The sequence below is a fragment of the Bradyrhizobium sp. IC4059 genome (genome assembly GCF_020193615.1).
Classification (GTDB): Bacteria; Pseudomonadota; Alphaproteobacteria; order Rhizobiales; family Xanthobacteraceae; genus Bradyrhizobium; species Bradyrhizobium yuanmingense.
Genome location: NZ_JADYVH010000013.1, coordinates 161,829 through 175,738 on the forward strand (window position 1 = coordinate 161,829; position 13,910 = coordinate 175,738).

General features: G+C 65.7%; 12 protein-coding genes. 6 read left to right on the forward strand and 6 right to left on the reverse strand.

The genetic code is table 11. The features are described from left to right. The first annotated feature begins 66 nt into the window (after positions 1-66). The 4 genes from I6F12_RS31655 (at position 67) to murA (ending at position 7,217) form a co-directional block, all read left to right on the forward strand. Positions 67-2,229 (forward strand): hypothetical protein, encoded by a 2,163-nt coding sequence (locus I6F12_RS31655; RefSeq protein WP_225158014.1) that lies wholly within the window; start codon positions 67-69, stop codon positions 2,227-2,229. Positions 2,230-2,617: 388 nt separating this feature from the next. Then, positions 2,618-5,053, forward strand: coding sequence for a DNA topoisomerase (ATP-hydrolyzing) subunit B (gene gyrB / locus I6F12_RS31660; protein WP_036024084.1), 2,436 nt, complete (start codon positions 2,618-2,620; stop codon positions 5,051-5,053). 274 nt (positions 5,054-5,327) lie between these two features. Beyond that, positions 5,328-5,795 (forward strand): hypothetical protein, encoded by a 468-nt coding sequence (locus I6F12_RS31665; protein WP_225158015.1) that lies wholly within the window; start codon positions 5,328-5,330, stop codon positions 5,793-5,795. Positions 5,796-5,924: 129 nt separating this feature from the next. Next, positions 5,925-7,217 (forward strand): UDP-N-acetylglucosamine 1-carboxyvinyltransferase, encoded by a 1,293-nt coding sequence (murA, locus tag I6F12_RS31670; protein ID WP_036024088.1) that lies wholly within the window; start codon positions 5,925-5,927, stop codon positions 7,215-7,217. Between the two features lie 387 nt (positions 7,218-7,604). Here the strand turns inward: murA and I6F12_RS31675 are convergent, their stop codons facing one another. Genes I6F12_RS31675 through I6F12_RS31690 form a run of 4 tightly spaced genes read right to left on the reverse strand, consistent with a single transcriptional unit; the run spans position 7,605 to position 9,844 of the window. Continuing rightward, positions 7,605-8,048, reverse strand: a complete 444-nt coding sequence (locus I6F12_RS31675) for a periplasmic heavy metal sensor (protein ID WP_225130206.1) — start codon at positions 8,046-8,048, stop codon at positions 7,605-7,607. Then, the gene (locus I6F12_RS31680; RefSeq protein WP_225130207.1) at positions 8,045-8,473 is read right to left on the reverse strand and encodes a hypothetical protein; all 429 of its coding nucleotides are present in this window, start codon (positions 8,471-8,473) and stop codon (positions 8,045-8,047) included. The genes I6F12_RS31675 and I6F12_RS31680 overlap by 4 nt, the downstream gene beginning before the upstream one ends. Further along, positions 8,470-9,072 (reverse strand): RNA polymerase sigma factor, encoded by a 603-nt coding sequence (locus I6F12_RS31685; RefSeq protein WP_346277103.1) that lies wholly within the window; start codon positions 9,070-9,072, stop codon positions 8,470-8,472. Before I6F12_RS31685 ends, I6F12_RS31680 begins: the two co-directional genes overlap by 4 nt. 43 nt (positions 9,073-9,115) lie before the next feature. Further along, entirely contained in the window at positions 9,116-9,844 is a 729-nt protein-coding gene (locus tag I6F12_RS31690; RefSeq protein WP_225130212.1) for an outer membrane beta-barrel protein, read from the reverse strand. A gap of 159 nt (positions 9,845-10,003) precedes the next feature. Between I6F12_RS31690 and I6F12_RS31695 the strand changes: the two genes are divergently transcribed. Further along, the gene (locus I6F12_RS31695) at positions 10,004-11,404 is read left to right on the forward strand and encodes an MATE family efflux transporter (protein WP_225158016.1); all 1,401 of its coding nucleotides are present in this window, start codon (positions 10,004-10,006) and stop codon (positions 11,402-11,404) included. Continuing rightward, on the forward strand, positions 11,401-11,889 hold the full coding sequence (locus I6F12_RS31700; protein ID WP_036002662.1) for a DUF2867 domain-containing protein: 489 nt from the start codon (positions 11,401-11,403) through the stop codon (positions 11,887-11,889). Before I6F12_RS31695 ends, I6F12_RS31700 begins: the two co-directional genes overlap by 4 nt. 35 nt (positions 11,890-11,924) lie before the next feature. On the opposite strand, the gene I6F12_RS31705 is transcribed toward I6F12_RS31700, so the two are convergent. Beyond that, positions 11,925-12,419, reverse strand: a complete 495-nt coding sequence (locus I6F12_RS31705) for a septal ring lytic transglycosylase RlpA family protein (RefSeq protein ID WP_192893029.1) — start codon at positions 12,417-12,419, stop codon at positions 11,925-11,927. Between the two features lie 309 nt (positions 12,420-12,728). Then, positions 12,729-13,844 (reverse strand): FUSC family protein, encoded by a 1,116-nt coding sequence (locus I6F12_RS31710; RefSeq protein ID WP_036002665.1) that lies wholly within the window; start codon positions 13,842-13,844, stop codon positions 12,729-12,731. Positions 13,845-13,910: the final 66 nt, after the last annotated feature.

Genomic DNA, 13,910 nt, shown 5'->3' on the forward strand with positions numbered 1-13,910 from the left:
CGGCGCCGCAGCCCGCCAATGCGCAAGGGCAAGACGACCCGCGCGACATCCAGGAGTTTTTTGACGATGCCGATGATCCGGCGCGGGGCGCAAGTCCCGGCAAGATGGCTGCTGCTTGCCTGCGGCATTCTCGCGATAGTGATCCCCTCGCGTCCCGCCGGCGCGGCAGACGATGGCATCGTCGACGTCCATACGCTGCCGCGGCTCGACGGTGCGGTGGAGGACACTTCGCGTCCCGACACCTATCGCGTGATCTACACCGTGCCGACCCCGCTTGCCGCCACGTCGGACGCGACCAGGAAGCTGCTGAGCGCCGACGGCTGGGTGCCCTATGTGTATCCCCTGGATGAGAGAAGCGCAGCGTTGACCTTCAAGAAGGGACGGCAGGGGCTGCGCGTTTCCTTCACACAGGCGCGCGGGCGACCCGACCAGTCCGCCGTGTTCTACACGCCGAACCGGATCTATGCGAACGTGCCCTTTCCGGAAGGCGCGATCGATCTCGTGTTCGACGAGACCCGGCCCTATCTCAGCTGCATTGCGCCCGGCGCGCTCGATGCGACCGCAGCATTCTTTACCAAGGACATGGCGGCGATGGGGTGGCGCAAGCTGAACCCAGAGACGGCCTTGCGCTGGCCGAACGCCGACCTTGCCGGGACCGTTCCGAACGGCGTTCGCGTCTTCTACGACCACCCCGATCGCGACGCGACGCACGTCTACCAGAAGCCGGTGATGCTGACCCTGACGCGCCGCGACGATGGCCGCACCAATGTCGAGATCCGGGTCGCGCCGTTCGCGCTGCCGGAGGTGCTTGAGGCCGACGACGACATGGCCGGCCTGCCGCGGCCGAAGCCGACCAAATCTGCGCGGGGCCTCGGCAGCGCCAGCTCGAACAAGCGCGAGATCTCGGCCGCCGCGATCGCCGAGCTGCCCGCCGTGCGCGCCTTCTATCAGCGCGAGCTCGCCGCGCGCGGCTGGCAGGAGGATGGCAGCGCACCGCTCGCGCCCGGCGACGAGGTGGCGATCAAGATCTCCAACTCTGATGAAACCGGCGTGCTGCGGCTCGGCCGCAAATATGATTTCACCATGGTCAGCCTGACCGCGCAGGTGAAGGAATCCGCGCTCGCCGCCCGCGCCAAGGCGAAGAAGGAGGCCGACGCGAGGTTCCTGAGCGATGCCTTGGGTACGGCTCAGCAGCTCATTGCGGCCGATGATATCAGGCGCAAGACGCAGGCCGCCTCCCTGTCGGACGCCCCGCTCACCGCGCTCGCTGACGGCAAGACGCCGGTGCCGCTGCCCGAAAACGCCGAAGCCGTGACGTTCGAAGGCGGCGACGGCCACCTGGAATTCTCCTCGGCGTCGAGCGTGAAGGCGCTCAGCAGCTTCTATCGGACGGCGCTGAAGAGCTCGGGCTGGAAGGAGCAGCCCTCCGTCATCAACCAGCCGAACATGGCGGTGATGGCGTTCTCGAAGGGCGGCAAGTCGATCTCGATGACGGTGATGCAGATGGGCCCGAAGGTGAATGTCCGCGCCGACGGATCGGGCCTGGTGACGGAAGCGGCCAAGGCTGCGGCCGGCGCGGAGGTGGAGGTTCAGGCCAAATCCGCCGAGCCGCTCAAACCCGATCCTGAGTCCCCGCTGCCGGTGCCGACGCAGCGTTCGTTGAAATCGCTCGCCACCACCAAGATACCCGGAGGCGAAGCGCCGCTCCGCCGCGAGCTTGAGGCCCGCATCCCCGCTTCGCTCGACGAGGTCCTCGCCTTCTATCGGGCCGAGCTTGCAAAGCTGGGCTGGCAGGAGAAGACCGACGGCGCAGCCGCGTCCGCAGAACGCGCGCAGATCGAATTCACCTCGCCGCAAGGTCCCGCCGTGCTCAAGCTCGGCCGCGCCAAGGGCGAGACCACGGTCAGCCTGGCGCAGAAGAATGCCGATGCCGCGGCCAAGGCCGAAATCATGCCGAAGGCGGGACAAGCGCGGCTCATGCTCGGAAACATGGCAGCGAACGAGGTCGCGCTGACGATCAACAAGCAGACGGTGAAGATCGCAGCCGGCGCCGGCGGCCCGCAATCACCGAAAGGCCCGATGCTCGACTTGCCGCCCGGCAAGTACGTATACGCGTTGCGCCTGCCCGGCCGCCCTGCGCGTAGCGAGTCCCTGACCGTTGCCGCCGGCGAGGCCTGGGGCCTTCTGGTGGGCCCGAGCGGCGACGTGCTGCCGCTGCAGATGTATTGAGGCTGCACGCTTTCAGATTCGCGGTATCGTCATGGCCGGGCTTGTCCCGGCCATCCACGTCTTCCGCGACGCCAAGAACGTGGATGCCAGGACAAGGCCGGGCATGACGGCGATCGATGAATCAGTTCAGGTGCCCCAAAACCACTCTTCCTGGCCCCCGCAAAAATCCACGGCTTTTCGAGGCAAAAAACTGCCCTCGAATCGGGCTTTTTGCGGCGCCCAGAATCGGCCCTCCGGCGCCTTGAAAACCGGCCGAAAAACCCTATCTGCTCAAAGGGTTGCCGGAGGATACTTTGCGCTAGGCGCAAGCGGTCTTTCATGGCACAAATAGCCCCGCAAATCAGCGCCTTTTGCGCCGCTGATTCGGGCGACATCTCGAAGGCCTCTCATGACAGAACCTGCTCGGCAGCACGCTGCCGAAAACGAGCCCTCCAACGCGAGCGATTACGGCGCGGAATCGATCCGCGTGCTCAAGGGACTCGATGCCGTCCGCAAGCGCCCGGGCATGTATATCGGCGACACCGACGACGGCTCGGGCCTGCACCACATGGTCTACGAGGTCGTCGATAACGCCATCGACGAAGCGCTCGCCGGCCATGCCTCGCGCGTCGAGGTGATCCTCAACGCGGATAATTCCGTCACCGTGCGCGACGACGGCCGCGGCATTCCCGTCGACATCCACAAGGGCGAAGGCATCTCGGCGGCCGAGGTCATCATGACCCAGCTGCACGCCGGCGGTAAGTTCGACCAGAACTCCTACAAGGTCTCCGGCGGCCTGCACGGCGTCGGCGTCTCCGTCGTCAACGCGCTGTCGAGCAAGCTCGGCTTGCGCATCTGGCGCGACAACAAGGAGCACTATATCGAGTTCGCCCACGGCGATGCCGTCGCACCGCTCAAGGTCGTCGGCGATGCCCCGGGCAAGCGCGGCACCGAGGTGACGTTCCTGGCCTCGACCGAGACCTTCAAGAACATCGAATACGACTTCGCCACGCTCGAGCATCGCTTACGCGAGCTCGCCTTCCTCAATTCCGGCGTCAACATCGTGCTCTCCGACATGCGCCACGCGGTCGAGAAGCGCGAGGAGATGTTCTATTCCGGCGGCGTCGAGGAGTTCGTCAAATATCTCGACCGCAACAAGAAGGCCCTGGTGCCGGCGCCGATCATGGTGCGCTCGGAAGCCAACGGCATCGGCGTCGAGGCCGCTTTGTGGTGGAACGACAGCTACCACGAGAACGTGCTGTGCTTCACCAACAACATCCCGCAACGCGACGGGGGCACCCATCTCGCCGGCTTCCGCGGCGCGCTGACGCGCCAGGTCAACGGCTATGCCGAGGCCAATGCCAAGAAGGAAAAGATCGCGCTGACCGGCGACGATTGCCGCGAAGGGCTCACCGCCGTTCTCTCGGTGAAGGTGCCCGATCCGAAGTTTTCGTCGCAAACCAAGGACAAGCTGGTGTCCTCGGAAGTGCGCCCCGTGGTCGAGAACGTCCTCAACGAGGCGCTTGCCGCCTGGTTCGAGGAGCACCCGAGCGAAGCCAAGATGATCGTCGGCAAGGTGATCCAGGCCGCGGCAGCCCGTGAAGCTGCGCGAAAGGCGCGCGAGCTGACGCGCAAGAGCCCGCTCTCGGTCTCCTCGCTGCCGGGCAAGCTCGCCGACTGCCAGGAAAAGGATCCGGCCAAGTCCGAGCTCTTCATCGTCGAGGGCGACTCGGCAGGCGGCAGCGCCAAGCAGGGCCGCAACCGCGAGTTCCAGGCCGTCTTGCCGCTCCGCGGCAAGATCCTGAACGTCGAGCGCGTGCGTCCCGACAAGATGCTGTCGTCAGAGCAGATCGGCACGCTGATCACCGCGCTCGGCACCGGCATCAGCGACGAGTTCTCGGTCGAGAAGCTGCGCTATCACAAGATCATCGTGATGACGGACGCCGACGTCGACGGCGCCCACATCCGCACGCTGCTGCTGACGTTCTTCTACCGGCAGATGCGCGACATCATCGATGGCGGCTATCTCTATATCGCCCAGCCGCCGCTCTATAAGGTCTCACGCGGCAAGTCCGAGCAGTACCTGAAGGACGAGCGGGCGCTGGAAGACTATCTCATCGACGCCGGCCTCGATGATTGCGTGTACATCCCCGGCACCGGCGGCGACCGCTCCGGGCGCGATCTGCGCGCGCTGGTCGACGACGCCCGCGTAGTCCGCAGCGTCCTGCGCAACCTGCACAGCCGCTATAATCGCAAGGTGGTCGAGCAGGCCGCCATCACCGGCGTGCTGAACAAGGAGATCTACGGCGATCCCGAGAAGGCGGCGGCCGCCGCGCAATACATCGCGAGCCGGCTGGACAACCAGGCCGAGGAGGTCGAGCGGGGCTGGGTCGGACAATTCATCGAGGGCCAGGGCTTCCTGTTCGAGCGCACCGTGCGCGGCGTCAAGGAAGCCGCCGTCATCGACGATGCGCTGCTTGGCTCGGCCGAGGCGCGCAAGCTCGACGAATACACGACCAAGCTCCAGGACGTTTACGCCCGCTCCGGCAAGCTACGGCGCAAGGATTCCGAGCACGTGGTCCACGGCCCGGTCGATCTGTTCGAGGCCGTGACCGATTCGGGTCGCAAGGGCATCAGCCTGCAGCGCTATAAAGGCCTGGGCGAGATGAACCCGGAGCAGCTCTGGGAAACGACGCTCGACACCGAGGCACGCTCGCTGCTCCAGGTGAAGGTCAAGGAGGTCGACGAGGCCGACGACATCTTCACCAAGCTGATGGGCGACGTCGTCGAGCCGCGCCGCGATTTCATTCAGGAACATTCGCTGAGCGCGACGATCGATATTTGAGGGCGGTTGGCTTTGGATTGATCTGCTGGCCAAGCACTCGCTGCACCTCTCCCGCTTGCGGGAGAGGTCGACACGCTCGCAGAGCGTGGCGGGTGAGGGCTTCCTCCTCTAGGGGATTGTCCCGTGTGGAGAGACCCTCTCCCCCGCCCTCCCCCGCAAACGGGGGAGAGGGCGCACCACCTTCGTGGCAACACCGCCCCTGAACCTCCCCACCCGCCATCGCGACGAAACGGCATGACCCCGCAAGGCCAGTTCCGGCCGGGAAGCTCGCGCCATGACCGCCTCTGCAACGCCCAGTTCCGCTATGCCCTCACGCCGCCTCGGCATCATCGGCAGCATCGTCGGTGTGCTGGCGTTGATGGCGGCAGTGCTGCCGCATTGGGTCGTGCCGATCGTGTTTCCGCCGCCGCCGGCGGACAAGGTGATCGTCGACACCGGACATCGCATCAAGGACCGCATCGTCGCGAAGGTGAAGGGCGTGGAGTTCAAGGCTCCGGACCTCGAGAAATCGGCTGGACGAAGCTGGAGTGATATCGCATCGGTCACGGCGATCTCGCTCGGCCTGCTCGCCATCCTGCTGTCGGTGCTCTCGCTGATCTTTCGGGAGGAACGGCTCCTTGCCGCTGTCGCCGCCGCACTCGGCACCGGCGCCATCGCCATCGAAATCTCCTTCCTCCTGATGGGCGTCCTGATCCTGATCGCGTTCCTCTATGTGGTCGGGAGTATCATCGGGTTGTTCTGAGGGCGGGTCCTGCCACAAGCGACGGACGGACGTGTGCGGGTCCCAGCCGGCACAATTGCTCCCGCGCTCAAATCTCTGTAGTTTCCGCCCGAAACAGGCCCTCCCACTCAACAGGACAGCGAGAACCCCGTGGCGCCCATCCAATACATCGTCGAGGGCGGTCACCGGCTCTCGGGCTCGATCGAGCCGTCCGGCAATAAGAATTCGGCGCTACCGATCATCGCCGCCGCGCTGCTGACCGAGCATCCGGTCGTGCTGGAGAACGTGCCGCGGATCCGCGACACCGAGACGCTGGTCGAGCTGGTCCGCTCGGTCGGCGCGTCGGCCGAATGGTCCGCGCGCAACACGCTTCACATCCATGCCAAGAGCATCCGCGCCGCCGACCTCGACCCCGAGCTGTGCGTGCGCATTCGCGCCTCGATCCTGCTCGCCGGGCCCCTGCTCGCCCGCTGCGGCGAGGTGATGCTGCCGCCGCCGGGCGGCGACGTCATCGGCCGCCGGCGACTGGACACGCATGTGCTCGCGCTGGAGCAGCTCGGCGCCAAGGTCACCGCGACCGATCGGCTCGAATTCCGTGCGCCAAAGCTCGCGGGCGCGGACGTGTTCCTGGACGAGCCGAGCGTCACCGCCACCGAGAACGCGCTGGTCGCGGCGGTCGCCGCCGACGGCATCACCTATTTGCGCAACGCGGCCTCCGAGCCGCATGTGCAGGACCTCGCCAATTTCCTGGTCGCGCTCGGTGCCAGGATCGAAGGCATCGGCACCAACACCATGATCATCCATGGTCAAGCGACGCTCGGCGGGACGACCTACCGGATCCAGCCCGACCACATCGAGGTCGGCTCGCTGATCGGGCTTGCCGCCGTGACGCGCTCTCCCTTGCGCATCGCGCGCGCGGGGGTTGAGCATCTGCGCTCGATCCGCATGGGCTTCGAGCGGCTCGGCATCGTCTGCCGCATTGAGGGCGACGACCTCATCGTGCCCTCCAACCAGACATTGAAGATCCAGGACGATTTCGGCGGCCATGTGCCGAAGCTGGAGGACCAGCCCTGGCCGGCCTTCCCGGCCGACCTGATGTCGATCGCCATCGTCACGGCCACGCAATGCGAGGGCGTGATCCTGATGTTCGAGAAGATGTTCGAATCCAGGATGTTCTTCGTCGACAAGCTGATCGCGATGGGCGCGCGCATCGTGCTGTGCGACCCGCACCGCGCCATCATCGCCGGCCCCAGCCGCCTGCACGGCGCCACAATGACCTCGCCCGATATCCGCGCCGGCATGGCGATGCTGCTCGCGGCCGTCTGCGCCGAGGGCACCTCGACCATCAACAACGCCGACCAGATCGAGCGCGGCTATGAGCGCATCGAGGAGCGGCTGAACGCGCTTGGTGCGAAGATCAAGCGCGTGCCGGAGCGGAGCTAACCTGTTCTATTTTGGCGGATTCGCGTCGAAGGCCTGTTTGCAGGCCGCGGACAAGCTCGCGTAATTGTCGCCGAGGCATTTGCGGATGCGGCCGCTCCCGGGCATGGTGCCGGCGCAGAACCGTGAATAGTCTGCCTTGCAGGCCTGCTTTGCCTCACTCCGCGCATCACCTGCGGAGGCTTGCGAAAGAAACAACACGAGAAGTGCGATCAGACTCGCGGCCGCAAGACCCGCACGCACGTAGACGGCCGTCCGATGCGAGAACCTCACCACTGGTCCGCTTGCCGTCCTGTCAAATCGTTGCACCATATCATCTCCACCAATTCGCAGACATCGATGTAGGTGATACGTCTGGACGGGCCGAATCCCTCGTTCACTCTGCGCGGCTCAGCGAAAATAGCCGCCGACGAGTTGTCGGCGTCCTTTCGCTGAAATTCGTTCCAGCATCTCGACGAAGGTCGAGACGACGAGGTCGCCAATCTTCACGCGCTTGTCGCGGGCATCCTTCACGGCTGCTTCCAGCTCGGCCTTGTCGAGATTCGTCTGCGCCGCCGTTTTCATCGCCTTCATCAGCGCGAGCCGGTACTCGGCCTGGAGCGGGGCCAGCTCCGCCTCCTTGCCGCGATAGATGCTCCACAGGATCTCCGCGTCTTCCGCCGGAAGTCTTTCGGCGACACGCTCGATCATGCGTAGCGGCACGGCTGCGCCCGGTCGAAAGCCGCCGGGTAGCAGCCATTGCGCCGAGACATAGGTAAACAGGGCGACGTTGACGCACAGCGACAGCAGCATGAGCGCCCGCCAGGGAGTGGACCATTCTCGCCGGAACTTCATTGCACCGATCCATAGCCGATTGCGTAGATGTCGAAGACGCCGCTCATGACGGACAGGGGGTCCGACGGCGCGTGGGCGTAGGGCAGCGCCCCCGCCAGCCACACACCCACCATCACAGAGCAGGCGAGACTTGCGGCGGGAACGAGCGCCGGCCAGCGCAACAGGCGACGATGCCATGCCGGCCTATGCTGCTGCGGGATGGCGGCGAGCCTTTGCAGGACCAGAAAGCTCGAACGATCCACCCTCGCCGTCTCGATCTCCGGGGCGACGGCAAGGAGCCGGTCGAGGCGCGACTGCTGGTCCAGGACCGCAGCGCCTTCCGCGGTCGCCGCAATCCGCCGCGCGGCCTCGCGCGTCGGTGCGGGCCAGCGCTCGATCTCACCTCCCCATGTCTCGGCCAATTGTCTGAACTGTTCGGGCGTCATACGTGGCTCCCCGTCTGCTGTATTTTCTGAACATTTGCCTTGAGCGCCGTGCGGGCGCGGCCCAGCAGCGATTCGAACGCCTTGGCGCTGACGTCCATCGCCTTGGCGGCCTCCTCGCCGCTCAATCCCTCCATGTGGAAGAGGGCGATCGCGCCGCGCTGCCGGTCCGACAGGCCGGCCATCGCGCGATTGAGAAGACTGAGCTCCTCATCCGCGATCAGCCGCTCGACGGCGTGCGGTCCCATGTCGGGTACGTCGCCGGCGTCTTCGAGCGGCAGGAACGTTCGCCGCCGCGTGCGATCGAAGGTCAGGTTGAGGACGATGCGGTAGAGCCAGGTCGTAAACTTCGCAACCTGCGGATCGAACGAGGCTGCGTGCGTCCAAACCCGCATGAACGCCTCCTGGCCGATGTCGTCGGCCTCGGCCGGGTCGCGCACGATCCGCTCCGCGACCCGCAGCGCCCGAGGCATATGGCGCCGCATGAGGACGCGAAACGCATGCTGCCGCTGCGCCGAAACCTCCGCCATCAAGGCCTCGTCCGATGGCTCTTCCATCACATCGATCTGTTGCTCTGGCCTGCGGACATCGTAGCCGAGAATTGCGAACCGATCCTACCAGACGATAGCCGCCTCCAACCGAGCATCAAAAGCGCCAATAGACTCCGGCTCGCACCGTGTGCGTGTCGAGCCGGGACTCGCGCGCGCCGAAGGTCGTCGCGCCGACCGTCTGGGCGGCCAGCGTCTTCGAGCCGTAATTGTCATAGAGATATTCGAGCCGGACCGAGGCCTGCGGTGCGAAGCGGAATTCCCCGCCCGCTCCGATCGACCAGCCGATCCGTGTATCGCTCCAGCTCGCAACGGCCCCGATCCCATTGTCGAACGCCTTGCTCTCGACGCCCGCGACGGCAAGGCCACCGGCGGCGAACAGCAGCGTGCGGTCGAAAGCATAGCCGATCCGTCCACGGAGATGGCTGTTCCAATTGACCGCGGATTGAAGCTGCGTGACCGCGGGTGTCGGCGCAAAGCCGGTATCGATCGTCGCGCGCGCATCGACGAAGTTCACGTCGCCCTCGAGCCCGGCGACGATCCGGCCCCATTGCGCCGAGAATCCCGCCGTTGCACCGACGATCGCGCCCTTCGGATCGACAAAGTGGAATTCACCCGTCGCCGGCAGCGAGATATCGGAACGGCCGGAAACATAGCCGGCCTGAATCCCGACATAGGGCCCCGCCCAGCTCAGCAAGGCTGCCGACGCCGACTGCGGGGGCGGCGCTGCGGGCAGCCTCAGGTCGGCCGCTGCAGCGGCGTCGGCACTCAGGATGGCGGAACCGATGAACAGTGCGGCGAACGTCAGTCTAAATCTCGTTATCATACTCAATTCCCAATGTGAGACCGGCCCAGATTCGCCGCACATGACGAATACGGCGCAACCCGACCTTTCCTTCGCCTGAGCCCCGCCTTTTTTTCAGCGGCACCCGCCCTCACATTTCTTTGCCGTTACTTCGCCGATCGAGGCTGCTATGTCCCCGGCATGACCGAGCTTTTGGATACCAAACGGCGGTACCGGGCACGCCTGGACGCACGGCAGAGCCACCTTGCCGAAGAATTCGTCGAGACGCTGCGCCTCGCCGTGCCGCTGATGCTGACGCAACTCGGGCAGATCGCGATGATCACGACCGATCTTGCGATGATCGGGCGGCTCGGCGAGGAGGCGGTGGCCGCGGCGGCGCTGGCACATACGGTCTATTTCGTCAGCTTCACCTTCGGGCTCGGATTGACCTCCGCAGTGTCGCCGCTGGCGGCGCAGGCGTACGGCGCCGGCGACGTCAGGCGCATTCGGCGCTCCTTGCGCGTCGGTCTGTGGGCCGCGCTGCTGATTTCGCTGCCGATGATGGCCTCGCCGCTCTATGGCGAGCAGATTTTGCTCACGCTCGGTCAAACGCCGCACTCGGCCGCGCTGGCGCAGCACTATCTAAACGGCCTTGCCTGGGGCATCGCACCGGCGCTCGGATTCATCGCGCTGCGCAGCATGATGAGCGCAGTGAACCGGCCGCAGGCGCCGCTATGGATCACGCTGGCGGCGATCCCGGTCAATGCCGCGCTGGTCTATGCCCTGATCCACGGGCTGTTCGGCCTGCCCGAGCTCGGCCTGTTCGGCGCGGGGCTTGCGACCACGCTGGTCAATCTCGGCACCTTCCTCGCCGCGCTCGCGATCGCCGGGCTACGCAAGCCGTTCGCGGACTATCATCCGCTCGCCCGCCTCTGGCGGATCGACTGGCCCTTGATGCGCCAGCTGATCTCGATCGGCGCGCCGATCTCGTTCTCCCTGCTGCTGGAATATGGCCTGTTCTCCTCGGCCGCCCTGCTGATGGGCTTGATCTCGACCACCGCGATTGCCGCGCACCAGATCGCGCTCCAGGTCACCGCCGTGCTGTTCATGGTGCCGCTCGGCATCGGCATGGCGGCGACCGTGCGGGTCGGTCATGCCTTCGGCCGCAATGATCCGGCGGCGGTGAAGCGCGCAGGGCTCGTCGCAGCCGTGCTCGGCCTCGCGCTGGTCTCCGCGCTGACGATCGCCATCGTGATCGGTCGCTATCAGCTCGGCCGGCTGTTCTTCGGCGCCGGCAGCGAAAGTGCGGTCACCGTCGAGCTGACGGCAACGCTGCTGCTGGTCGGGGCCAGCTTCTTCATCGCCGACGGCCTGCAGACCATCATGGGCGGCGCGCTGCGCGGCATCAACGACACCAAGATGACCCTGCTGTTCGCCGCGATCGGCTATTGGGGCGTCTCTTTTCCCATCGGCTGGTTGCTGGCGTTCCACACAGGGCTGGGCGCGATCGGCGTCTGGATCGGATTCTCGATCGGCACGTTCGTCTATGCCGGGCTCCTGATCTTGCGCTTCCGGATGCTGACGCGCAAAATGGCGGGATGATCGGGACGGTCCGCGAAGTCGCGCCTGAAGTCGATGCCGATGCGCTGCTCGCCGGCGCGCAGTTCATCGACGCGTTTTGCGTGGACATCGGCGCCGCGGCGGTGAATGCCCGCGAAGCCTGCACCAGGATGGTGCTGCACGGGCCGCGCTGGATCGACGCACTGCTGCGCCTGCGCAACATTCTGGTGAGGCCGTTCGGGCTGAAGACATCGGGCGAAGGCGCCCCGGCGCCGGGCGGCATGATCGGCCTGTTTCCGGTGCTGAGCGAGACGCCGGAGCAGCTGGTCGCGGGCTTCGATGATTCGCACCTCGATTTCCGCATCGTGGTCGACGTTTCAGGCAATGCCGCGCGCCGGCAGGTGACCTCGACCACGCTGGTGCGCACGCACAACCTGCTCGGCCGGACCTATCTTGCGCTGATCATGCCCTTCCACAAGCTCGTGGTCCGCAACATGATGGGACGCATCGTGGAGACGGCCCGATGAACTGTGCGGGCCGACATTGAACGAACACGCCCTGTTCAGCCCACCGGCCCTGCAGTCCAATTGTCGCCAGCGAGCGGACTGACTTTCACGTCAGGAATGACACCGAGGTCCATGCTCGGATCGAAATGGCGCATCGTTCGCTCATTGAGGTCGATGATGCGGCCAGGTCTTAGTGGTCCCACGTCGTTTATCTTGACGATGACCTTCTTGCCCACGGCCTCGACGAGAGCATATTTCGGCCTCGCGCCGAATCCGACCCCACCGAATTTCCGGCGCAGGCTCGTCTTGATGGCAGCCGTCCAGGCGGAGGGATCATAACGTTCGCCGGAAGCCGTCTGCGGACCGCCCTCCTCCTTGCCGGGCTTGAACGGATTATAGGTGGACGCCGCGCCAATAATCGCATCGCCTGAGGCGGCATCGACGACGGCACTTGAGTGATCCCCACGCGTTTCACTTCGAGCAACGGCAACAGAGAAGGCAAGCGTAACCAGGGCGCCGCAAACTGCGGCGCTCGAGCGGAAGAGCATCATGAGTCCTGTGATTTTTTAGATTGTCCGGTTCCAGAACCGCAAACGTGGTCAAGCGAACGCAGCAGCGCTCATGAACTTGCCGAACGTTTTGCGGATTCGAGCCAACCCCTGGCTACGGAACCGTTGTGAGAACCGGAGTGGTCTCACGTCGTGTTTAGCTTGCCGCCGATTAAAACAGAGAATGCGTCAGCAACATGACCCGATGGAACCTTGTGCGTGGAGCGGCTCAGAGCCGCAGACCGCCGATCACCGCCGCGCGCACACGCGCATTACTGTCGAAAGCCGACGTTGACGACGACGCGCCCGAACTCACTCCGCAACGCGTGCGGTTTTATCTGTCGAGGCCTCCGACCATTCGCCGACGACGCGGTCGAGGTCGCCGAGATTCTGGTGCATCTGCTCCAGGGAGAAGCCGAGCGCGAAGAAGCGCTCGGCTGTGTCGCTCGCGTGGCCGCGGATCAGGCCATCCTGACGGACGGACGCGACCGCCTCGGCATAGTGCTGGAGCGCGACATGGACGGGATGGATCGGCGGCGCGCCGGCGCCCTCGCGCAAGGCGCCAGCGGCCGAGCGGAGGAAGCGGGCGATCACGGTCGACACTTCCGACAGGGGCGCTGCCAGCCGCAATTGCACTTCCACCGGCAGCGGCACCACCGTGGCGCGGCCGATCATCACGACGTCATGGCGCAGCCGCAGGATCGTTCGCAGCAATGGGCCGGTGTCCGGACCGCTCGACAAGCGCGCCGCGCGCTCACGCTCGGCTTCGGAGCCGATCGCATTCAGATTGACCATCGCGGTGCCGATGCCGTCCTGGATCCGGTGCAGCGCGTCGTTGTCGCGGCCGCGCGTGAGGCCTGCCAGCAACTCGGCGAGGGCATCGGCGATCAGCTCGAGCAGAACCGCCGCGCTGGCGCGGATCTGCCGCACCGCGCGCGAGGGCAGCACCAGGAAGGAGACCAGCAATCCCGTGACGGCGCCGACGCCGACCTCGCTGACCCGATCGATCGCCGAGGTCAGGGGATCGGCATGATGCAGGGTCGGAACCAGGAGCACGATCACGGCGGTGACAGTGGCGGCGCTGAGGCTCGGATTGATCGCGGCGATGAAGGCGAGCGGGGCGACGGAGAGGACCAGCAGGCCGAGCAGGCCCGCCTCGCTGGAATAGGGAATCAGGATGGCGATGGCGCCGCCATAGAGGGCTCCGCCGATGGTGCCGAGCATGTAGTCGCGCGTCGCCTTCAGCGAGCGGCCGACGCTCATCTGGGTCACGATCAGCGAGGTCAGCACCGCCCAGAGCGGCAGCAGCAGATGCAGCGCGGTCGCGATCGCATAGGCCGCTGTCGCGGCGACCGTGACCCGGATCGCCAGCCCCAATTGCGTCCGCCGCGCTCGAATCCGGTCGAACAGCTGCCTTGCGCGCGTCATGCGGAATATCCCGATCCTTTTCGCCTAAGCAAAAGCATGGCTGATCCCCGCCGACGCAAGGCCGCT

Coding starts and splice junctions, on each gene's coding strand:
- I6F12_RS31655 (WP_225158014.1), top strand. CDS start 67: ATGCCGATGATCCGGCGCGGGGCGCAAGTCCCGGCAAGATGGCTGCTG.
- gyrB (WP_036024084.1), top strand. CDS start 2,618: ATGACAGAACCTGCTCGGCAGCACGCTGCCGAAAACGAGCCCTCCAAC.
- I6F12_RS31665 (WP_225158015.1), top strand. CDS start 5,328: ATGACCGCCTCTGCAACGCCCAGTTCCGCTATGCCCTCACGCCGCCTC.
- I6F12_RS31675 (WP_225130206.1), bottom strand. CDS start 8,048: ATGAAGTTCCGGCGAGAATGGTCCACTCCCTGGCGGGCGCTCATGCTG.
- I6F12_RS31680 (WP_225130207.1), bottom strand. CDS start 8,473: ATGACGCCCGAACAGTTCAGACAATTGGCCGAGACATGGGGAGGTGAG.
- I6F12_RS31690 (WP_225130212.1), bottom strand. CDS start 9,844: ATGATAACGAGATTTAGACTGACGTTCGCCGCACTGTTCATCGGTTCC.
- I6F12_RS31695 (WP_225158016.1), top strand. CDS start 10,004: ATGACCGAGCTTTTGGATACCAAACGGCGGTACCGGGCACGCCTGGAC.
- I6F12_RS31700 (WP_036002662.1), top strand. CDS start 11,401: ATGATCGGGACGGTCCGCGAAGTCGCGCCTGAAGTCGATGCCGATGCG.
- I6F12_RS31705 (WP_192893029.1), bottom strand. CDS start 12,419: ATGATGCTCTTCCGCTCGAGCGCCGCAGTTTGCGGCGCCCTGGTTACG.
- I6F12_RS31710 (WP_036002665.1), bottom strand. CDS start 13,844: ATGACGCGCGCAAGGCAGCTGTTCGACCGGATTCGAGCGCGGCGGACG.